General features: G+C 71.8%; 27 protein-coding genes. 6 read left to right on the forward strand and 21 right to left on the reverse strand.

Annotation, left to right across the window (positions count from 1 at the left end):
* Positions 1–66 precede the first annotated feature (66 nt).
* Positions 67–891 (reverse strand): helix-turn-helix domain-containing protein, encoded by an 825-nt coding sequence (locus tag G537_RS35685; protein WP_034850408.1) that lies wholly within the window; start codon positions 889–891, stop codon positions 67–69.
* A 111-nt stretch (positions 892–1,002) separates the two neighbouring features.
* Between G537_RS35685 and G537_RS0100250 the strand changes: the two genes are divergently transcribed.
* Positions 1,003–1,371, forward strand: a complete 369-nt coding sequence (locus G537_RS0100250) for a nuclear transport factor 2 family protein (RefSeq protein WP_026868403.1) — start codon at positions 1,003–1,005, stop codon at positions 1,369–1,371.
* Between the two features lie 38 nt (positions 1,372–1,409).
* Here G537_RS0100250 and cml read toward each other — a convergent pair whose 3' ends face one another.
* Positions 1,410–2,594, reverse strand: coding sequence for a CmlA/FloR family chloramphenicol efflux MFS transporter (cml, locus tag G537_RS0100255; RefSeq protein WP_026868404.1), 1,185 nt, complete (start codon positions 2,592–2,594; stop codon positions 1,410–1,412).
* 248 nt (positions 2,595–2,842) lie between these two features.
* Here cml and G537_RS0100260 point away from each other — a divergent pair, with 248 nt between their 5' ends.
* Together G537_RS0100260 and G537_RS35690 are read left to right on the forward strand one after the other, a co-directional pair.
* Entirely contained in the window at positions 2,843–3,142 is a 300-nt protein-coding gene (locus G537_RS0100260; protein ID WP_026868405.1) for an HlyU family transcriptional regulator, read from the forward strand.
* Between the two features lie 95 nt (positions 3,143–3,237).
* A complete protein-coding gene (locus tag G537_RS35690) occupies positions 3,238–3,594 on the forward strand; it encodes a putative quinol monooxygenase (protein ID WP_051247571.1) in 357 nt (118 codons plus the stop codon).
* Here G537_RS35690 and G537_RS0100270 read toward each other — a convergent pair whose 3' ends face one another.
* From G537_RS0100270 to G537_RS0100305, 8 genes are all read right to left on the reverse strand, one after another.
* Positions 3,595–4,773 carry a BaiN/RdsA family NAD(P)/FAD-dependent oxidoreductase gene (locus G537_RS0100270; protein WP_026868406.1) on the reverse strand — a complete coding sequence of 393 codons (1,179 nt, stop codon included), beginning with the start codon at positions 4,771–4,773 and terminating at the stop codon, positions 3,595–3,597.
* A 33-nt stretch (positions 4,774–4,806) separates the two neighbouring features.
* Positions 4,807–5,280 carry a Cys-tRNA(Pro) deacylase gene (ybaK, locus tag G537_RS0100275; RefSeq protein WP_026868407.1) on the reverse strand — a complete coding sequence of 158 codons (474 nt, stop codon included), beginning with the start codon at positions 5,278–5,280 and terminating at the stop codon, positions 4,807–4,809.
* 29 nt (positions 5,281–5,309) lie between these two features.
* Entirely contained in the window at positions 5,310–5,693 is a 384-nt protein-coding gene (locus G537_RS0100280; protein ID WP_026868408.1) for a DUF6481 family protein, read from the reverse strand.
* A 135-nt stretch (positions 5,694–5,828) separates the two neighbouring features.
* Complete coding sequence (mutL, locus tag G537_RS0100285; protein WP_026868409.1) at positions 5,829–7,676, reverse strand: DNA mismatch repair endonuclease MutL; 1,848 nt, start codon at positions 7,674–7,676, stop codon at positions 5,829–5,831.
* 64 nt (positions 7,677–7,740) lie between these two features.
* On the reverse strand, positions 7,741–8,448 hold the full coding sequence (locus tag G537_RS0100290) for an anti-sigma factor (protein WP_026868410.1): 708 nt from the start codon (positions 8,446–8,448) through the stop codon (positions 7,741–7,743).
* Positions 8,445–9,005 carry a sigma-70 family RNA polymerase sigma factor gene (locus G537_RS0100295; RefSeq protein WP_026868411.1) on the reverse strand — a complete coding sequence of 187 codons (561 nt, stop codon included), beginning with the start codon at positions 9,003–9,005 and terminating at the stop codon, positions 8,445–8,447. The genes G537_RS0100290 and G537_RS0100295 overlap by 4 nt, the downstream gene beginning before the upstream one ends.
* 80 nt (positions 9,006–9,085) lie before the next feature.
* Positions 9,086–9,658 (reverse strand): fasciclin domain-containing protein, encoded by a 573-nt coding sequence (locus G537_RS0100300; protein ID WP_034850299.1) that lies wholly within the window; start codon positions 9,656–9,658, stop codon positions 9,086–9,088.
* 106 nt (positions 9,659–9,764) lie between these two features.
* Positions 9,765–10,475, reverse strand: coding sequence for an SDR family NAD(P)-dependent oxidoreductase (locus G537_RS0100305; RefSeq protein ID WP_026868413.1), 711 nt, complete (start codon positions 10,473–10,475; stop codon positions 9,765–9,767).
* A gap of 429 nt (positions 10,476–10,904) precedes the next feature.
* Between G537_RS0100305 and G537_RS41760 the strand changes: the two genes are divergently transcribed.
* Entirely contained in the window at positions 10,905–12,350 is a 1,446-nt protein-coding gene (locus G537_RS41760; RefSeq protein WP_051247573.1) for a peptidoglycan-binding protein, read from the forward strand.
* 57 nt (positions 12,351–12,407) lie between these two features.
* Here G537_RS41760 and G537_RS35700 read toward each other — a convergent pair whose 3' ends face one another.
* The 11 genes from G537_RS35700 to G537_RS0100365 form a co-directional block, all read right to left on the reverse strand.
* On the reverse strand, positions 12,408–13,919 hold the full coding sequence (locus G537_RS35700; RefSeq protein WP_051247575.1) for a bifunctional metallophosphatase/5'-nucleotidase: 1,512 nt from the start codon (positions 13,917–13,919) through the stop codon (positions 12,408–12,410).
* Between the two features lie 112 nt (positions 13,920–14,031).
* Positions 14,032–14,844 (reverse strand): MBL fold metallo-hydrolase, encoded by an 813-nt coding sequence (locus tag G537_RS0100320; protein ID WP_026868414.1) that lies wholly within the window; start codon positions 14,842–14,844, stop codon positions 14,032–14,034.
* Positions 14,845–14,875: 31 nt separating this feature from the next.
* Positions 14,876–15,037 carry a hypothetical protein gene (locus G537_RS43365; protein WP_155888436.1) on the reverse strand — a complete coding sequence of 54 codons (162 nt, stop codon included), beginning with the start codon at positions 15,035–15,037 and terminating at the stop codon, positions 14,876–14,878.
* Between the two features lie 45 nt (positions 15,038–15,082).
* The gene (gene tam, locus G537_RS0100330) at positions 15,083–15,874 is read right to left on the reverse strand and encodes a trans-aconitate 2-methyltransferase (protein ID WP_026868415.1); all 792 of its coding nucleotides are present in this window, start codon (positions 15,872–15,874) and stop codon (positions 15,083–15,085) included.
* 116 nt (positions 15,875–15,990) lie between these two features.
* Positions 15,991–17,631 (reverse strand): glucose-6-phosphate isomerase, encoded by a 1,641-nt coding sequence (gene pgi / locus G537_RS0100335; RefSeq protein ID WP_026868416.1) that lies wholly within the window; start codon positions 17,629–17,631, stop codon positions 15,991–15,993.
* Between the two features lie 79 nt (positions 17,632–17,710).
* Entirely contained in the window at positions 17,711–18,349 is a 639-nt protein-coding gene (locus tag G537_RS0100340; RefSeq protein WP_155888437.1) for a DUF3035 domain-containing protein, read from the reverse strand.
* Entirely contained in the window at positions 18,346–18,882 is a 537-nt protein-coding gene (gene lspA / locus G537_RS0100345; protein WP_026868418.1) for a signal peptidase II, read from the reverse strand. Before lspA ends, G537_RS0100340 begins: the two co-directional genes overlap by 4 nt.
* Before the next feature lie 2 nt (positions 18,883–18,884).
* Positions 18,885–21,770, reverse strand: coding sequence for an isoleucine--tRNA ligase (gene ileS / locus G537_RS0100350; RefSeq protein ID WP_051247577.1), 2,886 nt, complete (start codon positions 21,768–21,770; stop codon positions 18,885–18,887).
* A gap of 226 nt (positions 21,771–21,996) precedes the next feature.
* Positions 21,997–22,935, reverse strand: a complete 939-nt coding sequence (locus G537_RS0100355) for a bifunctional riboflavin kinase/FAD synthetase (protein ID WP_026868420.1) — start codon at positions 22,933–22,935, stop codon at positions 21,997–21,999.
* Between the two features lie 111 nt (positions 22,936–23,046).
* Positions 23,047–23,682 (reverse strand): hypothetical protein, encoded by a 636-nt coding sequence (locus tag G537_RS41765; protein WP_051247579.1) that lies wholly within the window; start codon positions 23,680–23,682, stop codon positions 23,047–23,049.
* Entirely contained in the window at positions 23,679–24,233 is a 555-nt protein-coding gene (locus G537_RS0100365) for a hypothetical protein (RefSeq protein ID WP_026868421.1), read from the reverse strand. The genes G537_RS41765 and G537_RS0100365 overlap by 4 nt, the downstream gene beginning before the upstream one ends.
* Positions 24,234–24,460: 227 nt before the next feature.
* On the opposite strand from G537_RS0100365, the gene G537_RS44190 reads away from it, so the two are divergent.
* Both G537_RS44190 and G537_RS44195 read left to right on the forward strand, forming a co-directional pair.
* Positions 24,461–25,546: an MGH1-like glycoside hydrolase domain-containing protein gene (locus tag G537_RS44190; protein WP_162146069.1), complete on the forward strand. Its 1,086-nt coding sequence runs from the start codon at positions 24,461–24,463 to the stop codon at positions 25,544–25,546.
* A 26-nt stretch (positions 25,547–25,572) separates the two neighbouring features.
* Complete coding sequence (locus G537_RS44195) at positions 25,573–26,607, forward strand: LacI family DNA-binding transcriptional regulator (RefSeq protein WP_034850301.1); 1,035 nt, start codon at positions 25,573–25,575, stop codon at positions 26,605–26,607.
* Positions 26,608–26,686: the final 79 nt, after the last annotated feature.

A 26,686-nucleotide genomic window follows, 5' to 3' on the forward strand; every position in this document is an offset into this window, starting at 1 on the left:
GGAAGTCTCCCGCCCATGTGACGACGTTGGCGGAATTATGTCAAATACAAGCGGAAGACAATTTTGTTACGAAATGTTGCGGACGGCCGGTGAGGCCGTGCGGCGCAGGGCTTCCGCGGTGGCGGCGTCGGCCGGGAAGAAGGCTTCCACCGCCAGCTCCGACAGGGTGACGTCGACCGGCGTGCCGAACACGGTGGTGGTCGAGAGGAAGGAGAGGATCCCCGACTCCGTCGCCAGCCGCAGCGGCACGACGATGTCGGGATGCGCCTCCTCCGGCGGGGCCAGCGCCGCGACTCCGCGCGCCGGGGCCGGATAGGCCTGCAGCTCGGCCAGCAGCTCGACCAGAACCGGATCGGCGGTGACCTCGACCTGCCGGCGCAGCCGCTCCAGCAGATGGCTGCGCCATTCCGGCAGGTTGGCGATCCGCGGCGCCAGCCCGTCCGGATGCAGGCTGAGCCGCAGCACGTTGACCGGCGGCTGCAGCAGCGCGGCCGCGGCCCCCGCCATCAGCGGCGCCACCGCGGCGTTGGCGGCGACGAGGTGCCAGTGCCGGTCGACCGCCAGCGCCGGGTTCGGCGCATGCGCCTCGATCACCCGCTCCACCGCCCGCCGGGCCAGGGCCAGGGCCGGGTCGTCCAGCGGCCGCACCGGATAGGCCGGGGCGAAGCCGGCCGCGACCAGAAGGGTGTTGCGCTCGCGCAGCGGCACGTCCAGCCGCTCGGCCAGGTGCAGCACCATCTCGCGGCTCGGCCGCGCCCGCCCGGTCTCGATGAAGGAGAGATGGCGGGTGGAGATGTCGGCCTCGCAGGCGAGGTCGAGCTGGCTGAGGCGGCGGCGCCGGCGCCAGTCGCGCAGATGGTCGCCGAAGCTGGGGGCTGTGCTGCGGTTCATGCGCCGACGATAGCCGGCCGCCGGCGGCGCATCCATGACCTGGCAGGTAATCGCTTTCGCGACCGGGGCCGGACAGGATCGGGCCATCGCAACCACCGCTGGAGAGCGAAGATGAGCAACGCCACCGAGCTGGTCGACCGCTATATCGCCATCTGGAACGAGACCGATGCCGGGCGCCGGCGCGCCCTGATCGACGCGACCTGGACCGAGGATGCGGCCTATGTCGACCCGATGATGCGGGGCGACGGCCGCGACGCGATCGACGCCATGATCGCGGCGGTGCAGGAGCGCTTCCCCGGCCACCGCTTCCGCCGCATCGGCCCGGTCGACGAGCACAACGGCCGCATCCGCTTCCGCTGGGAGCTGGGGCCGGAGGGCGCGCCGGCGCTGGTCGCCGGCACCGATTTCGGCGAGATCGCCGGCGGCCTCTTGTCCGGCATCACCGGCTTCATCGATCACGCCCCGGCGGTGGCGGCGTGAGGAAAAGGGGCGGATCCGGCGGGATCCGCCCCGTCGCTTCACTCGGCCGGCAGCCGCAGGGCCAGGCCGATCACGACCAGCGCCGACACGGCGCAGAACGCCGCCAGCGGCCAGGCCGTGCCGGCCGGCAGCGCCAGCACCGCGAGCGTGCCGGCAGCGCCGACGATCAGCCCCTCCAGACAGGCATAGAGCGCGGTGGCGGTGCCGGCGACATGGCCGAAGCCCTGCAGCGCGCCGTTGGCGGTGACGGCGCAGGCGACCGCGATCCCGGCCGAGATCACCCAGACCGGCACCAGGAAGGCCCAGAGCGACGGGCCCGTCACGAGCTGTCCCAGCGCCAGCAGCCCGGCCCCGCCCAGCAGCAGCGCCATGCCGCGGATCAGGCAGCCGCGCCGTCCCCAGCGCGCGGTGAAGCGGCCGGCGAAGCGCGCGGTCGCGATCATCACCAGGGCGGCGGTGCCGAAGGCCAAGCTGAAGCCGAGCGGGGCGAGGCCGAGCCCGCCGATCAGCACCGCGGGCGCGGTCGAGAAATAGACGAAGAACGCGCCCATCGCCGCGCTGAAGCCGAGGGTGTAGGTCCAGAACGGTCCGCTGCCGAGGATCGCCCCGACATGGCGCAGCCGCACCCCGTCGCCATCCTCCGGCCGCGTCTCCGGCCAGCGCCGCAGCGCCTGCAGCCCGGCCGCGGCGCCGAGCCCGGCCAGAAGCCAGAAGATGCCGCGCCAGCCGAAGCCGTGGTCGACCCCGGCGCCGAGCAGCGGCCCGAAGGCCGGCACGAAGGCGAGCATCGAGCCGAGCAGGCTGTAGATCACCGCGCCCTCGCGCCGGGCGGCGTAGACGTCGCGCACCGTGGCGAAGGTGGCGACCAGCATGGCCGCGGCGCCGGCCGCCTGCAGCAGGCGCAGCGCCAGGAACGGCGCGGCCGAGGACGCCAGCGCCAGCCCGGCCGAGGCCAGGGTGAACAGCAGCGCGCCGCCCAGCAGCACCGGCCGCCGGCCGACGCGGTCGGACAGCGGCCCGAACAGCAGCTGGCCGCAGCCGAGCAGCAGCAGATAAAGGCTGAGGGTCAGCTGGATCAACGCCGGCGTCGCCGCCAGGGCCGCCGGCATCAGCGGCACCACCGGCAGGTAGATGTCCATGCCGAGCGAAGCCAGCAGGTCGAAGGGAGACAGCAGCAGCAGGGTCGCTGCCAAAGAATAGGGCCATGGCCTGGGTGCAGGCATGGGAAGACCTCCGCAGAAAGGGAAATTCGGCGGCGGTCCACATCAGGATCGGAAGGCCGTGATCGGGAGCGCCGCAACAACCGGATGGCTGCTGCGGCTCAGCGGGTTGCGGTGGAATCGGTCCTCATCGCGGGTCTCCGGACTGCGGCGGAGTGGCTGTAGCATGCACCTCACCGCGGTGAAAGCGTGATCCGCGGCGCGATCCGGGCTAGGCTGCGCCTCCCCTTTCCTGCGCAACGGGCGGCACGATGGTCTCCTTCCTGAAATCCCTGTTCGGCGGCGGCAAGCGCGAGGAGGCGGCCCCCGGCGAGGCCCCGGCCGGGCCGGCGGTCGAGTACAAGGGCTTCCGCATCCGCCCCGCCCCCTTCGCCGCCGGCGGCCAGTACCAGACCGCGGGCGTGATCGAGAAGGACTTCCCGGACGGCACCAAGACCCATCGCTTCATCCGCGCCGACAAGCACGCCAGCAAGGACGACGCCACCGCCTTCTCGGTGACCAAGGCGCAGCAGATCATCGACGAGCAGGGCGACCGGGTGTTCGGGGCGTAAGGCATCCGCCCTTTCGTTACCTGCGAGGTCATTGGATCCGGACCGGCCCTCGGCAATCCTCGGCGCATCCCCAGCGATTCCGAGGAACCGCCGAGATGCTGGTCTCCACAACAACGCGCCCGGGCGACACCACCGTCGCCATCATCGTCACCCTGCACGTCAAGCCGGGCCGCGAGGCCGAGTTCCTGGCGCTGCTGACGCCGGTGCTGGACGCCATGCGGCACGAGCCGAGCTTCATCAACGCCGTGCTGCACCGGTCGCCGGACGACCCGACGCTGTTCATGCTGTACGAGACCTGGGCCGATCGCGACGAGCTGGTGCAGGTGCAGATCCCCCGCGACTACCGCCAGGCCTATATCGCGGCGCTGCCCGATGTCCTGCGGCAGGAGCGCGGCGTCACCGTCTGGCACCCGATGCGCGGCGATTTCGCGATGGCCACGCCGGCCCCGTGATCAGACGGCCTGTCCGGCACACCAGCCCGACGACCACGCCCATTGGAAGTTGTAGCCGCCGAGCCAGCCGGTGACGTCCACCACCTCGCCGATGAAGTACAGGCCCGGCATCGCCTTCGCCTCCATGGTCCGCGAATCGAGCCCAGCGGTGTCGACCCCGCCCAGCGTCACCTCGGCGGTGCGGTAGCCCTCGGATCCGGCGGGCTCGACCCGCCAGCCGTTCACCGCCTCCGCCACCCGGCGCAGCACCTTGTCGGACAGGTCGGCGAGGTTGCCGACAGCACCCGCCGCCTCCGCGATCGTCTGCGCCAGCCGCTTCGGCAGCGCCTCGGCCAGGACGGTGTGCAGGGCCCGGCGGCCGTTGTCGGCGCGGGCGGCGCGCAGCCAGCCGAACACGTCGGTGCCGGGCAGCATCGCCACCTCGATTTCCTGCCCCTCGCGCCAATAGGAGGAGATCTGCAGGATCGACGGGCCGCTGATTCCGCGATGGGTGAACAGCATCGCCTCTCGGAACCGGGTGCGGCCGCAGCCGACCTCGGCATCGACGGCGACGCCGGCCAGCGGCTTCAGCCGCTCCAGCAGCGCCGGCTCGAAGGTCAGCGGCACCAGGGCCGGCCGGGTTTCAATGACCTTCAGGCCGAAGCGGGCGGCGAGATCGTAGCCGAAGCCGGTGGCGCCCATCTTCGGGATCGACCGGCCGCCGGTGGCGACCACCAGGGAGCGGCAACGCACGGGGCCCGACGCCAATCCCAGGACGAAGCCGTCGGCATCCCGCCCGACCGATTCGACCCGGCTGGACAGGCGCAGCGTGGCGCCGGCCCGGCCCATCTCGGCCAGCAGCATGTCGATGATCTGGCGGGACGAGCCATCGCAGAACAGCTGGCCCAGCGTCTTCTCGTGCCAGGCGATCCCGTGCCGCCCGACCAGAGCGATGAAGTCGTGCTGGGTGTAGCGGCGCAGCGCCGAGATGCAGAAATGCGGGTTGGCGGAGAGGAAGTTCGCCGGCGCCGCGTGCAGATTGGTGAAGTTGCAGCGGCCGCCGCCGGAGATGCGGATCTTCTCGCCCGGCGCCGCGGCGTGATCGAGGACGAGCACCGACCGGCCGCGCTTGCCCGCTTCGGCCGCGCACATCATCCCGGCCGCACCGGCGCCGATCACCACCACGTCGAAGAACCGCACCCCGCCCCCGTTCCGGCCGTCGCCCGCCCCTGATCAGGCGACGAGCGGCGCCACCTTGGCCTGCAGCGCCGCCTGCAGGTCCTGCGGCTTCAGCCGGATCTGCAGCCCGCGCTGGCCGCCATTGACGAAGATCTCGGCCTCCGCCATCGCCGATTCCTCGATCGCGGTCGGCACCGCCCGCTTCTGGCCGAGCGGGCTGATGCCGCCGACATGGTAGCCGGTGACGCGCTCGGCATCGGCCGGCCGCATCATCTGCGCCGACTTCGCGCCGAAGGCGGCGGCCAGCTTCTTCATGCCGACCTCGCGGTCCGACGGCACGACGACGCAGACCGGCTTGCCGTCAGCCTCCGCCATCAGCGTCTTCAGCACGACGCGCGGCGGCACGCCCATGGCCTCCGCCGCCTGCAGCCCGATTCGGTCGGCGCCCGGATCGTAGTCGTAGGCCGCCACGGCGAAGCTCACGCCCGCCCGCTGCAGCGCCTGGGTGGCGCGGGTGGTCTTCGACATGCCGGTCTCCCCCGCCCGCGCCTCTCCGGTCAGCGCTTGACGCGCGCCTTGCGGGCTGCGTAGCGGGCGTCGCGCTCGGCCTTCTGCTCGGCCAGGAGAGCCACCATCCGCTCCGCCTCCTCGCGCCGGGCTCGGGCCTCGGCCTCGGCCGCCTCGGCCTTGCGCCGCGCCTCTTCCTGCGCCCGCGCCTCGGCCTCGGCCCGCAGCCGCGCCTCCTCGGCCTCCCGCGCCGCACGGCGCTCCGCCTCGCGCTTCTCGCGCGCCTCGAGAATGGCCTGCCGCTCCTGCCGCTGCTTGATCAGCTCCGGATTGTCCGGCGCGGTCTTCGCCCGGAACTTCTCCAGAGCGGCCTTCTTCGCCGCCGCGGCGCTGCTCAACCGATCTCCGAACCCCTTTTCCCTGTAGCCGCTCATTACCGCTGTCTCGTTGACGCAATCCCCGCCGGGGCCGGCCGCCGCCGGCCCTCCGGATGCCCTAGATAGGCCGGGCCGCGCCCGGTTCCAACTGCGGAAGCGTCATGCCCCGCCCCGCCGGGGCGCAGGTCACGGTCATCGCCGCTGGAACAGCTTCTCGATATCGGCCAGCTTCAGCTCGACATAGGTCGGCCGGCCGTGGTTGCACTGGCCGGCATTGGGCGTGGCCTCCATGCTGCGCAGCAGGGCATCCATCTCCGTCGCATTGAGACGGCGGCCGGCGCGGACGCTGCCGTGGCAGGCCATGGTGGCGCAGACATGGGCCAGGCGTTCGGTCAGCGGCCGGGCGTCGTCCCATTCCGCCAGAGCGTCGGCCAGGTCCTGCACCAGCCCGGGCACGTCGGCCTGGCCCAGGAGAGACGGCACCCCGCGCACCACCACGGCGCCGGGGCCGAAGGGCTCGAGCTCCAGCCCCAGCCCGGCCAACTCCTCCTGCCGGGCGGAGAGCCGATCCACAGACGCCTCGTTCAGCTCCACCACCTCGGGCAGCAGCAGGCCCTGGCTCTTCACCGTGCCGGACAGAAGCTCGGCCTTCATCCGCTCGTAGACGATGCGCTCATGCGCCGCGTGCTGGTCGACGATGACGAGGCCGTCGCCGGTCTGGGCGACGATGTATGTCGCGTGGATCTGGGCCCGGGCGGCGCCGAGCGGATGCTCCGGCGTCGGCTCGGCCACCGCCGCCTCGGCGCGCGCCGAGGGTCGGGCCAGGTCGGCCGCGATCGGCGCCTGCCAGGCGGCGGCCGCCTCGGCCAGGCCCGCGGCCGGCCGTGACGGCCCGCGGGTCTGAAACCAGGAGGGCGAGGCGAAGGAGCCGGACCGGGAGAGCGGGGCCGGCATCGGCGCCGGTCCTTCCTGCGCCGTGAAGGCGGCCAGGGTGTCGGCGCCGACGCTGGTCGAGGCGCGGTGGCCGGCGGCGGCGATGGCGTGGCGCAGGGCGCTGACGATCAGGCCGCGCACCAGCGCCGGGTCACGGAACCGCACCTCGGCCTTGGTCGGATGGACGTTGACGTCGACCTCCTCCGGCGGCAGCTCGAGATAGAGCGCCAGCACCGGGTGCCGGTCGCGCGGCAGCACATCGGCATAGGCGCCGCGGATGGCGCCGAGCAGCAGCCGGTCGCGCACCGGGCGGCCGTTGACGAACAGGTACTGCGCCTGGGCGGTGGCGCGGTTCAGCGTCGGCAGCGCCGCATGGCCGGACAGGCGCACCGATTCGCGCTGCGCCTCGATCGGCAGCGCGTTCTCGGCGAAATCGCCGCCCAGCACGGCGCCGACGCGGGCGAGGCGGGCGTCGAACAGCTCGCCCTGCGCCGCCTCCAACCGCAGGATGGTGCGGTTGGCGTCCGCCACGGTGAAGCTGAGGGTCGGGTGCGCCATGGCCAGGCGTTCGACCACATCGACCGCGGCCTGGGTCTCGGCCCGCTCGCCCTTCAGGAACTTCAGCCGCGCCGGGGTGGCGTAGAACAGGTCGCGCACCTCGACCCTTGTGCCCTGGTTCAGCGCCGCCGGGGCCGGCGCCGCCACCGCCCCGCCCTCGACCGACAGGCTCCAGCCCTCGGCGGCGGCACGCGGCCGGCTGGCGATGGAGAGGCGCGACACGGCGCCGATCGAGGGCAGCGCCTCGCCGCGGAACCCCAGGGTCGAGATCCGCACCAGATCATCATCCGGCAGCTTCGAGGTGGCGTGGCGCTCGATCGCCAGCAGCAGCTCCTCCGGCGTCATGCCGGCGCCGTCGTCGACCACGGCGATCAGGCTGCGGCCGCCGTCGCGCAGCGACACGTCGATGCGGCGGGCGCCGGCGTCGATCGCGTTCTCCACCAGCTCCTTCACCGCCGCGGCCGGGCGCTCGATCACCTCGCCGGCGGCGATCTGGTTGACCAACGTCGGCGGCAGGCGGCGGATGGTGCGGAGGGACTCGATCGTCATGCCGCCCATCCTAGGACCGGACGGCGCGGGAGGGAATCGCCCGAGATCAGGACGGCCCCCCCTGTCACGACGGATCGTCGATCAGCGCGCCGGAATAGACGACCGGCCCGGTGGGGGCGCCGGTGGGCGAACCGCCGGCCGGTTCGACGCTGACCGCCAGCGTGCCGCCGGCCAGGGCGGAGCCGCGCAGCGCCTCGGGAATGGCCAGGCGCTGCCGGTCGGTGGCGTCGATCAGGCCGAGCGACCGCGGCGGCGCGCCGGCCCCGACGAACCACAGCTCGAGGCTGCGATCGGCCGGCACCTCCGCCCGCACCGGGCGTACCTGGACGACGCCGGCGCGGGTGTCGACCCGGACGATCAGCGCCGGCAGATCGCCGCCGCGATTCACCACCGCGACATAGCTGTCCGGGCGCAGGGGGATGTCGCCGCGGGTCACGATGAAGGCCGCCAGCGCGGCGGCCAGAGCACCGGTCGCCAGGGCCGAGGCGCGCCACACGGCGCGCGAGCGGCGCAGGCGGCTGATCACGGATGGCTCCGCGGTCGCGGGCGGCGCTTCGGGACCGATCGTCCGCTCCAGCGCGGCCCAGACATGGGGGCCGGGCGCGACCGGCGGCACCTGCGCCGCCAGCCCCTCCAGGCGCCGTTCCCAGGCCGCGACCGCGGCCCGGAGCGCCGGGTCGGCTGCCAGCGCCCGCTCGAACACGGCCCGCTCCTCGGACGGCAGCGTCCCGAGGACGTATTCGGCGATCCGGGCCTCCTCTTCCTCGGTCACGGTCCGGCTCCGTCCAGGCATTGCCGCAGGGCGGCCAGCCCGCGGTGCAGCCAGGTCTTGATCGTGTTCACCGGCCGGTCGAAGCGGGCCGCCAGCTCCTCGCGGGAATAGCCTTCGTAATAGGCGAGCAGCACGCAGCGCCGGTGGCTCTCGTCGAGCAGGCCGAGGCAGCGGCCGAGCTGGCGCATGGCCGCGAGGCTGCTGCTGTCGGCGCGGGGATCGGCGACCCCTTCCAGCCAGTCGCGGCCATCCTCGTCGGGCTCCACCAGCACCTCGCGGCGCTGCCGGGCCACGTCGATGGCCCGGTGGCGCGCGATCGTCACCATCCAGCCGAGCGGCGATCCGGAGCCGGGCGAGAAGGACGCGGCGCCGCGCCAGATCCGGAGATAGGAATCCTGCAGCACCTCCTCCGCCACGGCCCGGTTGCGGAGGATGCGGAGAATGATGCCGAACAGGAGCGGCGAGGTCCGGTCATAGACCGCCTTGAACGCGCGCCGGTCCCCGCGGCCGGTCGCCTGCAGCATCCGGATCAGCTCCTCGTCGTCCTGCGGCGGCATCTTTCCCCGCATCAAGGATGCCGGGACTCTAGCAGGAGAGTCCCGGCAGGCCGTCGTGGAATCGACCAGCCCTTCGGCGGTCACATCGGCATCAGCACGGTGTCGACGACATGGATCACGCCGTTCGACTGCAGCACGTCGGGGATCGTCACCCAGGCGGTGGCGCCTTTGGCGTCGACCACCTCGAGCCGATTGTGCTTCCACTCGACGGTCAGGCTTTCGCCCTCGACCGTCTTCAGCATGGCCTTGCCCTTGCCTTCCTTCACCGCCTGCGTCAGGTCGGCCGCGGTCAGCCGCCCGGGCACGACGTGATAGGTCAGGATCCCGGTCAGCATCGCCTTGTTCTCGGGCTTCACCAGCGTTTCGACCGTGCCCTTGGGCAGCTTGCCGAAGGCGGCGTTGGTCGGGGCGAAGACGGTGAAGGGGCCGGCGCCGTTCAGGGTGTCGACCAGCCCCGCCGCCTTGACGGCCGCGACCAGGGTGGTGTGGTCCTTCGAGTTGACCGCGTTCTCGACGATGGTCTTGCTCGGGTACATCGCCGCCCCGCCAACCATCACGGTGGTTTCCGCGAAGGCCGGGCCGGTCAGGGCACCGGCCACGACAAGAGCGAGGCAGGCGCCGAACACGGTGGAGAGGTATTGATCGGCACGCATTTCGGGTTCTCCCATCCTGGTTTGTCGCCGACATCTCGGGACGGGAGGGCCTTACGGATCGTCCGCCGGGAAAGTTTCAGGACCGGGGCGGAAAATGCATTTCGGCTTACCAGGGGAAGGTGCCGATCTCCGGCTCGCCATAGAACACCGGCCGGTCCGGGCGGATGCGGTCGACCCAGCCGGCGAGGCGTGCCGCCGCTTCCGGCGCCTCGAGATCGGCGTCGGCGCTGGCCATCTTCGTGCGGATCCGGCCGGGGTGGACGGCGTAGACGGCGAGGCCACGCGGCCCGAATTCGCGGGCGAGGCAGGCGGTCAGCATGTTCTGCGCCGCCTTCGAGATCCGGGTGGCGTAGGCGATGCCGAGATGGTCGAAATCGCCGGCCGAGACCCGGCCGATCGAGCCGAGCCGGCTGCTGACATTGACGATGGTCGGCCGCTCCGCCGCCAGCAGCGCATCGATCGCCGCCTGGCTGATCCTGAGCGCCGCCAGGCAATGGACGTCGAGCGCCTGCTGCACGTCCTCGATCCGGATGCTCGCCAGCTGCGGCCCGCGGCCGGACATGCCGGCGTTGTTGTAGAGGATGTCGACCGCCGGCGCCCGTTCCGCCAGCACCTGGCGCAGCCGGTCGGCACAGGCCTGGTCGGTGACGTCGCCGCGGACCAGGATTCCGTCCGCTCCGGCCGCGGCCGCGAAGTCGGCCGCCGCCGCGTCGCTGCGGACCACGCCGATCACGGTGTCGCCCCGCGCCGCGTACCACCGCGTCAGCTCCAGCCCCAGCCCGGCCCCCGCGCCGGTGATCACGATCCTGCGAGCCATGCCGCCCTTCCCTTATATCCGACGTACCGGGGCAGGATGCGGCGAAGCGGCCGGAGGGGCAAGCCGGCCGGCATCTACCGCGGCCTGTTCCCCTGTAAGATTGTAGCGCCGTCGCCTCCCGGTCCTCGGCATCGAAGTACCGGGAAAAAGCGGTAGCGCCTTCACCTGCCGACAGGCTTCCACCGTCGGAAGACCGGTTCGGAGGGGAGGGCCATCGCCGGAAGTGTATATAGGCCGAAACCGGCCACGGCATTTAGGATTTCACCCCGGGAGCTCGCAGGGCCGGAGCGTCCCCCGCTGATCGGCCTCGCAGCTCCCTCACATGGGGCCGGGCAGGCGTCATCAACGGCAAGAGAAAGCGGCCTGTCCGGTCCCATGCCCAATCCCGCCCCAGCGCGGGCAGACCTCGAAACGGGGGGAGGAGGTCGGATGACATTTCTGGCCGGTCAGGGGATCCCGCTCGAGCGTGAGCCGAGCACTGCCCGCAGCGCCGCCGCCCGCCACGTGGCCGGGGCGCTGGTCGTTGCCGCCAGCTGCTTCGCTGCGGCGGGGTTGGCAAGCGGCCGGGGCGAGGCCGCACCGGTGGCCGCCGCCGACGAAGCCCCGCAGACCTCCGCCGCTGCAACCCATCCCGTCGCTCTGGCCGACGATCCAGCGGCCAATGCGCCGCTGCCGGACAACGCCTCTGCCGAACTGCGCAGCTTGGCGCGCCAGGCCGTCGCCGGCCGGGCCTTTGCCGAGCACGACCTCGGCACGTATTTCGCGCTCGGCATCGAAGTGCCGCAGAACCTCGAGCGCGCTGCCTACTGGTATCGCCGCGCCGCCGATCGGGGCGTCGCCAACGCCGCCTACAATCTCGGCGTGCTGCTGGAACGCGGCCTCGGCGTGGCGCGCGATCCGGAAGCGGCGGTGGCCCGCTTCCGCAACGCGGCGGAGGCCGGACACACCGGCGCGCTGAATGCTCTGGGGCTTGCCTATCTCAAGGGCTCCGGCGTGGCGCGCGACCCGCAGGAGGCGTTGCATTGGTTCCGCCGGGCCAGCGTCGGCGGCAATCCGCGCGGCGCCTACAATCTGGGCCGGCTCTACGAGAGCAGTGAGATCGGGCCGCCCGATCCCCGCCTCGCCGCCGCTTGGTATCGGATCGCGGCCGAGGCGGGCTACGACCAGGCCGGAGAGGCGCTGGCGAGGCTGCTGGCGGCTCCGTACAGCGGCACCTGGACCGTGGCCCGCACCGGGTTCGTCAATCTGGCGGAGGCCGACCTTCTCACCCCGGTCTGGACCACCACGGCCGCCGCCGGCCCGGACCGGATCCTCGACAAGCTGGCGGCGCAGATGGCGTCGGCCGAACCGGCCGGCCTGGCCGAAACGGCCATGGCGTCCGCACCGGTCCCCCTCGCGCTGCCGCGCGTGGTTGCGCTGGAGCCGCCCTTCACCGTCCGCGAGATCGAGGAGATCCAGCGGCTGCTGGCGCGGCTGAACTTCGATCCGGGTCCGGCCGACGGCCGGATCGGACCCAGGACCCGGGCCGCCATCGCCGCCTTCCAGCGGAGCCTGGATCTGCCGGTGACGCGGCGGCCCTCGGCGACGTTGCTGGAAGCGCTTCATACCGCCGTGCGGGCAGTGCCGGCCGAGGCTGCGGTGATGTCGGCCCCTGTACCGGAGCCGCGGCTGACCGCCGCCCGGATCAAGGAGATCCAGCGGCAGCTGAGGAGGCTGGGGTTCAATCCGGGCCCGATCGACGGGCTGATCGGACCCAGGACCCGGGCCGCCATCGCCGCCTTCGAGCGGAACCATGATCTGCCGGTCACGCGGCGGGCCTCGGCGGCCCTGCTGGAGACGCTGCGGACGACGCCCTGGCCGCCGGCCTGGGCTTGACCGGACACGGCCGCCGACGACCCGCAGCATAGGGGCCGCCGCGATTCCGGGGGCCGGTCAGGGCGACAGCCTGACCCGGCCCTCCACCCTGGGCGCGATCCGGCCCCGCGCCGCGATGTAGTCGATGACCTGGTTGGCGATGATCTGGGCGTCGGATTCGGTGATGACCGGCTTCGCCTCGGCCAGCATCGCATACTGGTCGCCGCCGCGGGCCAGGAAGTCCGGGATAGCCAGGGTGTAGGTGCGGTCGGGGTCCAGCGGCGCGCCGCCGACGGTGACGCTGCGCACCCGTTCGCCAACCGGCCGGTCGAGATCGGCCTCGATCGCCATGCCGGAGACCTGCGGGAAGCGTCCGCCGACCTCGCGCACCTGGCTGACGCCGTTCTCCAGCGCCCGGCGCAGCACCGCGCCGGTGACCTCGAGCTTCACCGTCCGGTTGCCGAAGGGCAGCTCCGACTGGATGTCCTTGCGGGTCAGCACGGTGCCGGCCGGATACTCGCGGTCGGCACGGATGCCGCCGCCGTTGAACAGGGCGACGTCGGCGCCGACGGCGGCGCGCATCGCATCGGCCACCAGGTTGCCGATCGCCGTCTCCTGGGTGCGGACGCTGGCGCGGCGGCTGTCCAGCGGCGTCTCGGTCACGCCGATCTCGACCAGGAGGGCCTTGTCCAGCTCTCGCCCATAGGCGGCGACCGCCTCGGCGATCGCGGGATCGGGCGTGACTGTGGCGGTGTCGATCACCCGGAAGGCGGGCCACCAGTCGATGTCGGTCTCGCCCTTCTCGACCGTCTTGGTGATCGTCGCCTCGGTGACGACGACGAAATTGGCCTCGGTCTGCGATTCGACCAGCGCGCCCTTGCCGTCGAAATAGGTCAGCAGGTGCTCGTCGTGCCCGGACAGGACCAGGTCCGCGAAGCCGCCGCGCAGCAGGCCCATATCGACCGAGAGCGGCGTGTGCACCATAGCGACGATGAAGTCGGCACCCTTGCCGCGCAGCTCCGCCGCCTTGCGCCGGGCGGTGTCGATCGACCCCTCGAAGGTGATCTCGCCCGGGCTCGACCCGATCGGCGTGTCCTCCGTGGTCAGGCCGTAGAAGCCGATCCGGATCCCGTCCACGTCGATGATCTTGTCGTCGATCGTGTGGGCCGGGGCGCGGCCGTCCGGCTCGCGGATGTTGGAGGAGACGACGTCGAAGCGCGCCTCGGCCAGCCGGTCGCGGAAGACCTGCGGCCCGAGGTCGAAGTCGTGGTTCCCGGGCACGAAGAGGTCGACCGGGATGCGGTTCAGCAGGTCGATGATGTGGCGGCCCTTGTCGATGCCGGAGAGCAGCGAGGGCGACAGCGTGTCGCCGGTGTGGACGAAGATGGTCCGGCCCGGCCGCGCCCGCTCCGCCGCCACCGCGCCGGCGAGGCGGGCGAATCCGCCGCGGCCGTCGCGCTCCTCCATCCGGTCGATGTCGTTGGTGTGGACGAAGCGGACCGTGACGGTCTGGCCCAGGGCCGGCACGGCCAGGATCGCGATGCCGAGTGCCGCCGCAACGGCCGGCGCGATGGCCTTCCAAGAACGCATTCTGCTCCCCCTCCCGGATGCGGGCCCGCGGGACACGCCGCGGCAAGGCCCGGGCGGACCGTTTGCCACGGCGCGATGACAGGATGATGACACGGGACGGGAGAGCGGAGTCTCAGCCGCCCTGGATGGCGCGGATGTAGCGTTCGGCCGAGCGCTGCACGGCGCCATGCGCGTCTTGCGGGACCTGCCGTCCGACGAAGGCGCCGTACAGCCGGTCGAAGGCATAGGGCGCCACCGCATCGGCGACGCGCCGCACCGCCCCGGCGGGCAGCGGGATCAGATTCGGGTAGCTGTACATGAAGGAGACCCAGCGCCGATCCGGCAGCCCCTGGATGGTGTCGCCGCTGAGCAGCACGCCGCGGCCATCGGCCCCTGCCGCCCAGTGCAGCACCGCGGCGCCGGCGAAATGGCCGCCGCAGCGGATCAGGGTGAGGCCGTCGGCCAATGCCAGATGCTCGCCCGACCAGAAGGACAGCGACGGGTCGGGGCGCTGCACCCATTGGCGGTCGTCGGCATGGAGGTGCACCGGGCAGCCGAAGACATGCGCCCACTCGACCATCGTCGTGTAGTAGTGCGGGTGCGAGATGGCGATGGCGCGCAGGCCGCCCATCGCCCGGATCGCCGCCACTGTGGCGTCGTCGATCAGCGCCACGCAGTCCCACATCACCGCGCCGCCCCCGGGCAGCCGGATCAGGAAGGCCCGCTCGCCGATCGCGAAGTCCGGCTCGACCAGGATCTGGTCCAGCCCGGCTTCGACCGGCGTGATGCGGTTGCGGTGGTCGCGCCGCAGCTCCTCCAGCGTCAGCCAGGCCTGCCCGGTTTCGGGAACGAACTGCCGTTCGTCCTCGCAGATCGGGCAGGCGGCCGGCGGGACCGGGCTGTCGGGATACTGGGTACCGCAGGTGCGGCAGAGATGGAGAGCCATGCCGCGATCCTGTCACGGGATCGCGGATGCCTCAATGACGGCCGCTGCTCCCTGCGCCGAGGGAACTCCGGCCGGCATTCGGCGAGTAGGGCTTGACCTCGATGCCCTCGCAGGCGGCGAGCAGGAGGAGAACGCTGAGCAGCGACCCGATCGCGGCGAGTTGGGTGATCGACATGGCGGGCTCCGTCGTCATGGCCGGTTCCTGCCATGTGGTGTCCCGGTGCGGCGCGCGGAAGACCTAGCGCGGCCGGCGGGCGACGAAGAACAGCCGCGGAAAGGCCAGCAGCAGCCGCCCATCCGCCTTCGGCCGATAGGCCTCGGCGATGCGGCGCGTGTAGTCGGCCAGGAAGCCGGCGCGCTGATCCTCGGTCAGCGGGTCGATGAAGGGCCGGAGGCCGGTGCCGCGCACCCAGTCGACGATCGCCTCCGGCGACGCCATCGGGTGCTGGTAGGCGGTGCGCCAGACGTCGGTCTCGGCCGCGACCGGCGCCAGCAGGTCGTAATAGGCGTCGAGCGGCAGGATCCTGGTGCGCACCAGCGCGGCCTCGCCGATCGTCGCGGCCCAGGGCCCCTCGCCCGCCACCGCCCGCATCAGCCGGTGCGTCGGCTCCTCCCGGTTGTCGGGCATCTGCACCGCCAGCACGCCGCCGGGCGCCAGCAAGCCGAACAGCCGCGGCACCAGGGTCTCGTGCCCCGGCACCCATTGCAGCGTGGCGTTGGCGTAGATCAAGTCCGGCGCCTGCGGCGGCTGCCATGCGGCGACGTCGTGCCGCTCGAAGCGGCACTGCGGCAGACGGCTGCGGGCGTCGGCCAGCATCGCCTCGGAACTGTCGATGCCGGTCACCTCCGCCCCCGGGAAGCGCTCAACCAGCAGCTCGGTCGAATTGCCCGGGCCGCAGCCCAGGTCGTAGATCACGAGCGGACGGCCGGCGACCGGCGGATCGAGCTCGACCCGGGCCAGCAGGTCGCGGGCCGGGCGGGTGCGCTCGTCCTCGTAGCGGCGGTAGAGGGCTGGGTTCCAGTCGGCCATGGTTGTCCTCGGCTCGCGGGCGGATTTGCCCCTAGTGATGAGCCTCGGCCGTCATCATGTCCAATAGTGTGTTTCCGGCCGATCCATATGCGCCCGATATGGATCGGCCGGTCCGGTCACGACCAGTCGCGGATCGCGGCGAGCAGGCCGAGGGTCGAGCTGTCGTGCGCGCCCGGCGCCTTCTCGCCGAGCAGCTCGGGCAGGATCGCCTTGGCCAGCTGCTTGCCCAGCTCCACCCCCCACTGGTCGAAGGAGTAGATGTTCCAGATGATGCCCTGGACGAAGATCTTGTGCTCGTAGAGCGCGACCAGCAGGCCGAGCGTGTAGGGGTCGACGGTCCGCACCAGGATGGTGTTGGACGGGTGGTTGCCCTCGAACACCTTGTACGGCACCAGTGCTTCCAGCTCCGCCCCCGACAGGCCGGACTTCGCCAGCTCCGCCCGCACCTGCTCCGGCGTCTTGCCGACCATCAGCGCCTCGGTCTGGGCCAGCACGTTGGACAGCAGGATCGGGTGGTGGTCGTCGACCGGGTTGTGGCTCTCGACCGGGGCGATGAAGTCGCAGGGGATCAGCTTCGTTCCCTGGTGGATCAGTTGATAGAAGGAGTGCTGGCCGTTGGTGCCGGGCTCGCCGAAGAGCACCGGCCCGGTCTGGTAGTCGACACGGTTCCCCTGGCGGTCGACCGATTTGCCGTTCGATTCCATGTCGGCCTGCTGCAGATAGGCCGGCAGCCGGTGCAGATACTGGTCGTAGGGCAGCACGGCATGGGTCTGCGCGTCCCAGAAATTGCCGTACCAGACGCCGAGCACGCCCATCACCGCCGGCAGGTTCTGCTCCAAGGGTGCCGAGCGGAAATGCGCGTCCATGGCGCGGCCGCCGGCCAGGAAGCGCTCGAAGGCGTCGGCGCCGATGCCGATCATCACCGGCAGGCCGATCGCCGACCACACCGAATAGCGGCCGCCGACCCAGTCCCAGAAGCCGAACATGTTGGCGGTGTCGATGCCGAACTTCGACACCTCAGCCGCATTGGTCGACAGGGCCGCGAAATGCTTGGCGATCGCCGCCTCCGGCGCGCCGGAATGCAGGAACCAGCGCCGGGCGGTGTGGGCGTTGGTCAGCGTCTCCTGCGTCGTGAAGGTCTTCGATGCGATCAGGAACAGGCAGGTCTCGGGGTCGATCCGCTTCAGCGTCTCGGCGATGTGGGTGCCGTCGACATTGGAGACGAAGTGCAGCTTGATGCGCGGGTGCTGGAAGGGGCGCAGAGCCTCGGACACCATCACCGGGCCGAGGTCGGAGCCGCCGATGCCGATGTTGATCACGTCGGTGATCGGCTTGCCGGTATAGCCGGTCCAGCTGCCGTCGCGCACCGCGTCGGAGAATTCGCGCATGTGCTTCAGCACCGCCGCCACCTCGGGCAGCACGTTCTGCCCGTCGACCTCGACCGAGCCGGACAGGTCGGCCCGGAGTGCGGTGTGCAGCACGGCGCGGCGCTCGGTGCCGTTGATCGGCTCGCCGGCGAACATGCGATCGCGCCACTCCTCGACGCCCTGCTGCCGGGCGAGGGCGAAGAGGAGGCGCATCGTCTCCTCCGTCACCCGGTTCTTGGAGTGGTCCAGCAGCATGTCGCCGAGCCGCAGCGAGAAGCGGTCGAAGCGCTGCGGGTCGGCGGCGAAGAGGTCGCGCATATGCACGCCTTCCATCGCCTTGCGGTGACCGGCGAGAGCGGTCCAGGCGGGCGAGCGGGTCAGATCGGACATGGGCGGGCGCCTCCGGTCAGGGGAGCGTGTCGGATCAAAAAAGACGGGCCGGCATATGCCGGCCCGTTGAACTCAGCCCTCAGAAGCTCGGGACGAGGCCCTCGAGCGGAGCCTTGCGCCGGCGGATGATGATCGGCGTGTCGCCGGTGGTCAGCGGCTTGCCTTCCTCCGCGTTGGTGTTGAGGCGCGCCGATTCCTTGTACGGGTCGACCACGGTGCCGGGCAGCGGCTTCGAGTTCCAGAACATCAGCCGGTCGACGAGGCCGTCCTCGCTCTCCGCCCGTTGCGCCGTCTCCGTGTCGACGGTGGTGCGGATGCCCGGCTCGGCCTGCCCGGCCTTGGCCAGGATGGAGGCGGCGCCCGGGCCGGCCGCGGCCGAGGCGTCGCTGCGCGTCACCTGCTGGCCCTGGCCGAACAGGATCGCCTCGGCCTGCTCGCGCGGCTGGGTCTCCTGCGGCCGCGGCGCGCCCGGCGTCGGCGGCGGCAGCTCGTCGAACGAGGTCGGCATGGCCAGGGGCGCGCGGGGCATCACCGCGAATTCGTCCGGCACCGACCGGTCATAGCCGATCATCTCCTGCACCGTCCGGTTGCTGCCCTCGCAGCCGGCGACGGCCAGGGTGGCGACGACCAGGCCGGCCAGCGTGACCAGCCGGCCCATCCGCGCCCGGTCGGGCCGGGAAAGGCTGGTGGATTGGAGAAAACGAGACTGCCCGCTCACGATCGATCCCTCTGCTGCGCCGTCACCGGGTGCGGCCGGCGGCCGAAAAGACTGTCGGCAATCAGCAGCATCACCCCGATGCTGATCGCGCTGTCAGCCACGTTGAACACCCAGAAGGAATACTCCCCGGCGTGAAAATGCAAGAAATCGGCGACCGCGCCGAAGCGCAGCCGGTCGATGACGTTGCCGATCGCCCCGCCGATGATCAGCCCGACGCCGAGGGCGACGAGGCCGCGGTCGTTGCGCGCCAGCCAGACCAGGAGGCCGGCGACGACGGCGACCGCGACCGCCGACAGGCCCCAGCGCACGAGCGGCGTATCGCCGGCGAGGAGACCGAAGCTTATCCCATAATTCCAGACCATGGCGAAATCGAGGAAGCCGGTGATCCGGACCGGCGGCGCCCAGCTCTGGGTGGTGATCGGCTCCGCCAGCCCGAACAGGACCTTCAGCACCCACCATTTGCTGAGCTGGTCGGCGATCAGGATCAGCACGGCGATGATCACGCCGCGCCGGAACAGCCTCGGTTCGGTCATGCTCAGGCCCCGCCCCCCGAAGCGTCGACGGCATCGGCGCAGCGGCGGCACAGATCCGGATGGGCCGCGACCGAGCCGACCTCCGGCAGGACCTTCCAGCAGCGCTCGCAGCGATGCCCCTCGGCCGAAGCGACGGTGACGCCCACCCCCGGCACGTCGGCCAGGGTGAAGGCTCCGTCCGGGACCGCGCCGGTCTCGACCGTCAGGCCGGAGGTGATGCAGATCTCGGCGAAGTCGAGGGTGCGCAGCAGCTCGGCCTCCGCGTCCCCCGCATGCACCACGGGATGGGCCTGCAGCGACGAGCCGATGCGCTTGGCCGCGCGCTCCAGCTCCAGTGCGCCGGTGACCACCCGGCGCAGATCGCGCAGCCGGGCCCAGCGCGACGCCAGATCGTCGTCGCGCCACGCCTCCGGCACCTCCGGGAAGGTGCGGAGATGGACGCTGACCTCCGGCCCGTCGCCGTGCCGGGCCAGCCACGCCTCCTCCGCCGTGAAGCAGAGGATCGGCGCCAGCCAGGCGGTCAGGCAATCGAACAGCGTGTCGAGCACGGTGCGGACGGCGCGGCGGCGCGGATCGTCCGGCCGGTCGCAGTACAGCGAGTCCTTGCGGATGTCGAAGTAGAAGGCCGACAGGTCGACGGCGCAGAAATTGTGCAGCGCCGTTCCCATGGCGTGGAAATCGTAGTCCTCGACCGCCCGGCGGATCGTGCCGTCCAGCTCCCACAGCCGGTGCAGCACCCAGCGCTCCAGCTCCGGCAGCTCGGCGGCGGGCAGGCGCTCGCTCTCCTGGAAGCCGTCGAGGGCGCCCAGCAGGTAGCGCAGCGTGTTGCGCAGCCGGCGATAGGCATCGGCCTGGTACTTCAGGATCTCCGGGCCGATCCGCATGTCCTCGGAATAGTCGGTGCCGACCACCCAGAGGCGCAGGATGTCCGCGCCCGACTGATCGACCACCGTCTGCGGCGCGACCACATTGCCGAGCGACTTCGACATCTTCCGGCCCTGCTCGTCGAGCGTGAAGCCGTGGGTCAGCACCGCGTCGTACGGTGCCCGGCCGCGCGTGCCGCAGCTCTCCAGCAGCGAGGAGTGGAACCAGCCGCGATGCTGGTCCGACCCCTCGAGATACAGGTCGGCCGGCCATTTCAGCTCCGGCCGCTGCTCCAGCACGAAGGCGTGGGTCGAGCCGGATTCGAACCAGACGTCGACGATGTCGAAGATCTGCTCGTAATCCTCCGCCTTGAAGGTCTCGCCGAGGAAGAACTGGGCGTCGTGCTTGTACCAGGCGTCCGAGCCCTCGATCTCGAAGGCCGCGGCGATGCGCTGGCAGACCGCGGGATCGCGCAGCGGCTCGCCGGTCTTCCTGTCGACGAAGATCGCGATCGGCACGCCCCAGGCGCGCTGGCGGCTGATCACCCAGTCCGGCCGGCTCTCGATCATCGAGGACAGGCGGTTGTAGCCCTGCGGCGGCACGAAGCGGGTCTGCTGCAGCGCCGCCAGCGCCTTGTCGCGCAGCCCGTTCGTCTCCATCGAGATGAACCATTGCGGCGTGGCGCGGAAGATCAGCGGCGCCTTGGACCGCCAGCTGTGCGGGTAGGAGTGGCGGATCTGCCCTTTGGCCAGCAGGCCGCCCGCGGCCTCGACCGCCGCCGTCACCACCTTGTTGGCGTCGCCCTTCTTGCCGTCCGGCCGGTAGATCACATGGCCGGCGAAGAGCGGCACGCTGACGTGGTAGCGGCCGTCCTCGGTCACCGTCTCGGTCGCGGCGATGCCGTGGGCGCGGCCGAGCTCGAAGTCGTCGGCGCCGTGGCTGGGCGCGGTGTGGACGAGGCCGGTGCCGGCATCGACCGTGACATGGCCGCCGGGCAGGAACGGCACCTCGAAATCATAGCCCTGCCCCGCCAGCGGGTGGCGGGCGACGGTGCCGGCGAGCTCGGAGCCGGGGAACTTGTCGATGCAGGTCCAGGCGGTGACGGCGAGATCCTTCGCCACCGTCTCCGCCAGCGCCGTGGCCAGCACCAGCGTCTCGCCCGGCTTGGCCAAGCTGCCCTCGGCCACGGCGTCGACCTTGTAGACGCCGTATTCGAAGTCCGGGCCATAGGCCATGGCGCGGTTGGCCGGCAGGGTCCAGGGTGTGGTCGTCCAGGCCACCGCCGCGGCGCCTTCGAGCGACGGCCGCGACGCCCTGGTCACCGGAAAGCGCACCCAGACCATGTCGGAGGTCAGGTCCTGGTACTCGACCTCGGCCTCGGCCAGGGCGGTCTTCTCCACCACCGACCACAGCACCGGCTTCAGCCCGCGGTAGAGCCCGCCATTGAGCAGGAACTTGTGGATCTCGCGGACGATCTGCGCCTCGGCCGCGTCGGTCATGGTGAGGTAGGGATCGGCCCAGTCGCCCATCACGCCGAGGCGCTGGAACTGCTCGGACTGCACCCCGACCCAGTGCCGGGCGAAGGCACGGCACTCCTCGCGGAACTGCAGCACCGGCACCGCGTCCTTGTCCTGGCCGGCGCGGCGGTACTTCTCCTCGATCTTCCACTCGATCGGCAGGCCGTGGCAGTCCCAGCCCGGGACGTAGACCGAATCCCGGCCCAGCATCTGCCGCGTGCGGACGACGATGTCCTTCAGGATCTTGTTGACCGCATGGCCGATGTGGATGTCGCCATTGGCGTAGGGCGGGCCGTCGTGCAGGACGAACTTATCGCGGCCCTTGGAGGCGTTGCGGATCCGGCCGAGCAGGTCGATCGCCGTCCACCGGGCCAGCAGCTCCGGCTCCTTCTGCGGCAGGCCGCCGCGCATCGGGAAATCCGTCTTCGGCAGGAAGACGGTGGATCGGTAGTCGGAGGCGGCCGGGGCGGCGGCGGCGCCCGGTGTCTCGGCAGGCTTGGCGGTCATGACATGAAGGCTCGTGGATCCACGCGGGGTCAATACCCGCTTTGACGCTCGGATGCCAGCCGGACGACCCGATCGGGCCGGTGGGACGGCAGATGTGAGGGGTGCGCGCGGCGCGGTGACCCGACCCCCGTCAGAGGGCCGGGCGGATAATTCGGAACAGGGCAGCCGTCTTGCGCATAAATATTATCGTAGCTTATGGGCGCTCCGGGTCAAGGCGCGCGGCGACTTACCGCGCCAGCGCCCGCCGGGCGGCCTCGCAGTCGCGGTCGATCTGGGCGACCAGCGCCTCGAGGGAGTCGAACTTCTCCTCGCCGCGCAGCCGTTCCACCAGCTGCACCCGCAGATGGCGGTGGTAGAGGTCGCCCGAGAAGTCGAAGAGATAGGCTTCGAGCAGCGGCGTCTCGGTCCGCCACATCGGCCGGATGCCGAGGCTGGCGACGCCGTCGCGCCAGACCAGCGGCCCGCCCTCGTCCACCGCGCAACGTACGGCATAGATGCCGTAGGCCGGGCGCAGGGACTCGCCGAGCTCGACATTGGCGGTCGGGTAGCCCAGCTCGCGGCCGCGCTTGTCACCGTGCTCGACCCGGCCTTCGATCTCCCAGGGCCGGCCCAGGATCTCGGCGGCGCCACGCATGTCGCCGGCTGCCAGCATCTCACGCGTCCGGCTGGAGGAGTAGAGGCCGCCGGTCTCGTCCGAAGCCTGGGTGACGATGGTGACGCCGAAGCCGAGCCGCCGCCCATGGGCGGCCAGAGTTTCCGGCGTGCCGGCGCGGCGATGGCCGAAGCAGAAGTCGTAGCCGACCACGACATGGCGGGCGCCCAGCGCCCCGACCAGCACGGTCTCGATAAAATCCTCGGCCGAGCGGGCGGCGAAAGCCCAGTCGAAATGCAGCACCACGTGCAGGTCGACGCCCAGCGCCTCCAGGAGCCGGGCCTTGATCCGGAACGGGGTCAGGCGGAAGGGCGGGTCCTGCGGCCGGAACAGGCTGCGCGGGTGCGGCTCGAAGCTGAGCACGCAGACCGGGACGCCGAGCCGCCGCGCCTCGGCCCTGGCGGCCGCGACCACGGTCTGGTGGCCGCGATGCACGCCGTCGAAATTGCCGATGGCGACCACCGCGCCGCGCGCCGATGCCGGCAGGTTCTCGTAGTGGCGGAAGATCTGCATGGGCCTCATCTCGGCCCGGCCGGTCCTGCCGGGCCCGCTGGATATAGCGAGGACCGGGGCCTCCGGCCAGGGGCAGGGCGGAAGGCGCGGCGGTGCGCCACCGGCCGGCGGCTACGACCGCGTCGCCCCGGGGCGACGCCGGGCCGGCGCCAGCCAGGCGGTCGGTGCCAGGCGGCGCTGCACCACATAGATCGGCCCGGCCGGCATGTTGTCGGTGACCACCAGATGCAGCGTCACCGTGCCGCCGGGCGGGATCGTGCCGTTCTCGAACAGGAGGCCGTCATGCGGCTCGTCGATCACCCGGCCGCTGGCGAAGCCCTCCGCCCAGATCGATCGCGCCACCAGCGGCCCCTGGGCGAAGGACAGGCCGTCGTCATAGGTGCTGCCCTCGCCGCGGCGCCTCTCCAGCTGCACCGGGAAATCGCGCCAGGCCTGGCCGGTGTCGTTGCGCACGATCTTGGTCAGGGCGAAGCCGGTCAGATGCGCCGTGGCGATGCGGTTGCCGAAGGCGGCGGTCAGCCCGGTGATGGTCAGCGCCGCCTCGCCGCTGCCGGTGATCCGCTCGACCACCACGAAAGGATCGTCGAGCCGCCCACTCCCGGTCGCGGATTCGAGCACGAAGCCACCTTCGGCATCGCTGAACACCAGCCCCGCGGCCGAGATCTCGCCCGCCCGTGCCGGCGTGCCCGGAAGCCAGAGGCACAGCAGCAGACCGGAGATCGCCGCACATCGCGCGACGCCGGTCATGGCCGGGTCCGGACGGCAGCGACCCGCCGCGGCGGGGGCAATGCCGCGGTCGGCTGGATCCGTCGCTGCACGACATAGAAGGGTGCCGCCGGGGTGTTGTCGGTGACCACGACCCGCAGGACCACCGTGCCGCCGGGCGCCACCGTGCCGTCATGGAACAGCACCATGTCGCGCGGCTCGTCATACATCTGGGCCGAGGCGAAGAGGTCGGCCCGGATGCCGCGCACCCCTTCAGGCGCCTGGGCGAAGGACAGGCCGTCGCCATAGGGGCTCTGATCGCCGCGCCGCTCCTGCAGCTCGACCGGAAAGTCGCGCCAGGTCTCCCCGGTGTCGTTGCGCACCACCTTGACCAGGGCGAAGCCGACCAGATGCGCGGTGCCGACCCGGTTGCCGAAGGCCGGCGTCAGTCCGGTCACGGTCAGCGCGGCCTCGCCCTTGCCGGTGATCCGCTCGACCACCACGAAGGGATCGTCGAGCCGCCCGCTCCCGGTCGCGGATTCGAGCACGAAACCGCCCTCTGCGTCGCTGAAGGTGATCCCCGCGACCGTCATCTCTGCCGCGTGGGCGGCCACCCCCCATGCCGCCAGGACGATGACGGGGGCGCATGACGCCAAGCGCCTCATACCGGTCAGTGTGGCTGTCCCCCGCGTCGCGGTAAAGCCGGGATCGCGGGCCCGGCCGGACCGTTGCGATTCCGTTATGGATAAATTTTCATAAACATTTATACAAACGCGACCATTCGGTTGCCGGCCCGCCGCCCTCGACCCCGCGAGTGTTCATGACCACCGATCTGACCGAGGCCGCGATCGCCGTTCTCCGCGCCAATGACCGCGGCGGGTACACCGTGCCGACCGGTTCCGGCCCCGCCCAGACGCAAGGGAACTGGGACTCCTGCCTGGCCGCGCTCGGCCTCGCCCGGTTCGACGAGGAGCGTGCCTGGACCGAGATCGAGACCCTGCTGGCCGGACAGCGGCCGGACGGCATGGTGCCGCATGTTCTGATCCATGACGACGATCCGGACGGCGCGGCCGGGCCGGATGGTCCCGGCATCACCCGGCCGCCGCTGGCCGCCACCACCGCCCGCCACCTGTTCGAATGCTTCGGGGTGCAGCGGTCGCGCCCCCGGCTGCGCGTGCTGGCGCCGAAGCTGCTGGCCTGGCACCGCTGGTTCGCGGCGGCGCGGGATCCCGACGGGACCGGCCTCGCGGCGGTCGTCGATCCCGAGGAGAGCGGCATGGGCGGCGGCCCCGCCTGGGACAGTGCCGCAGCCCCGCTCCGCGTCACCGATATCGGCGCCAACGCCATCCTGCAGCGCGCCAACCGCGACCTGCGCTTCCTCCTCGACATGATCGACGACCGCGCCGGCACGGCCGAGGTCGACCGGATGATCGGCCGGACCCGCGCCGCGCTGGAGCGCTGCTGGGACCGGACCGAGAGCTTCTATCATTCGCGCGACGCCCGCACCGGGCGGGTCCTGCGCAAGCCCGGCATCGGCGGGCTGCTGCCGCTCTATGCCGACCCGACCCTGGCGGAGCACCGCCCGGCGATGCTGGCCCGGCTGGAACGCTGGCTGGACGACGTCGAGATCGCGGTGCCGAGCTTCGAGCCCGGCCGGCCCGAATTCGACCCCCGCCGGCCCTGGCGGGGGCCGGTCTGCCCGGCGACCAACTGGATGCTGCACGACGGCCTGCGGCGGGCCGGCCGGCAGGCTCTGGCCGCGCGCATCCGCCGCGACAGCATGGCGGTTGTCGCCCGCAGCGGCTTCCGCGAGTATTTCGACCCGACCACCGGCGAAGGACTCGGCGGCAGCGGCGCCTCCGCGACCGCGGCCGTGGTGCTGCTGTTCGCCGGGATCGAGGATTGACCGGGGATCGCGGACGGGACGGGCGAATGGCGGATCGCAAACGGGTGGGCATCGTCGAACTCGCCCGATCGCTCGGACTGTCGACCTACACCGTCTCCCGCGCCCTCAACGGCCATGGCGACGTCGCCGACGAGACCCGCAAGCGGGTGCTGGCGGCGGCGCGGGAGATCGGCTACACGCCGAACGCGCTGGGCCGCACCCTGCGCCGCGGCCGGGCCGACACCGTCGGCTTCCTGCTGACGCCATCGCCCGGCGCCTTGGTCGACAGCTATTTCCTGCCGCTCCTGACCGGCATCGACGCGGTGTTGTCGCCGGCGGGCTATGCCGTGCTGGTCGCCGGCGCCGCGCCGGACGAGCAGGAGTTCGAGACGCTGCGCCGGCTGGTCGAGGGCCGGCGGGTCGACGCCGTGATCCTGACCCGGGTGCGGGTCGACGACCCGCGCGCCGCCTATCTGCGCCGGCAGGACTTCCCCTTCGCCATGCTCGGCCGCGACGGCGACCGGCCGCAGACGCCGTTCGTCGACGCCGACCACCGGGCCAGCGGCCGGGCCGCGACCGCCTGGCTGGCCGCCCGCGGCCACCGCCGCATCGCCCTGATCAACACGCCGGAGCAGGTCAACGCCAGCCGGCAGCGCCTCGCCGGCTGGCAGGAGGCGCTCGCGGCTGCCGGCCTGGCCGCCGATCCGGCCTGGCACCGCTGCGGCGACTACACCGCCCGCAGCGGCGGGCAGCAGGCCGAAGCGCTGCTGGGTCTGTCGCCCAGGCCGACCGCGATCCTGTGCGGCAATGACGAGATGGCGTTCGGCGCGGCCGAGGCGGTGCGCGCCGCCGGTCTGTCCGTGGCCCATGACGTTTCGATCATCGGCTGCGACGACATCCCGATCGCGGCGCTGGCGAATCCGCCCCTGACCACCTTCCGCACCTCGCTGCGCCCGTTCGGCGAGCACCTGGCCGAGCAGGTGCTGGCGCTGCTGCGCGGCGAGACGCCGCCGTCGCATCTGGTGGTGCCGGAACTGGTCGAGCGCGGCTCGGCCGGGCCGGCGCCGGCGGAGCCGGGCTGAGCGTCGCGAGAATGCCGGAGCCTCCGCCGCAGGATCCGGTTGCGGTCCGCCCGGTTGCGCCGGGATAGTGGCGGCCTCA

The sequence above is a fragment of the Inquilinus limosus DSM 16000 genome, from assembly GCF_000423185.1.
Classification (GTDB): Bacteria; Pseudomonadota; Alphaproteobacteria; order DSM-16000; family Inquilinaceae; genus Inquilinus; species Inquilinus limosus.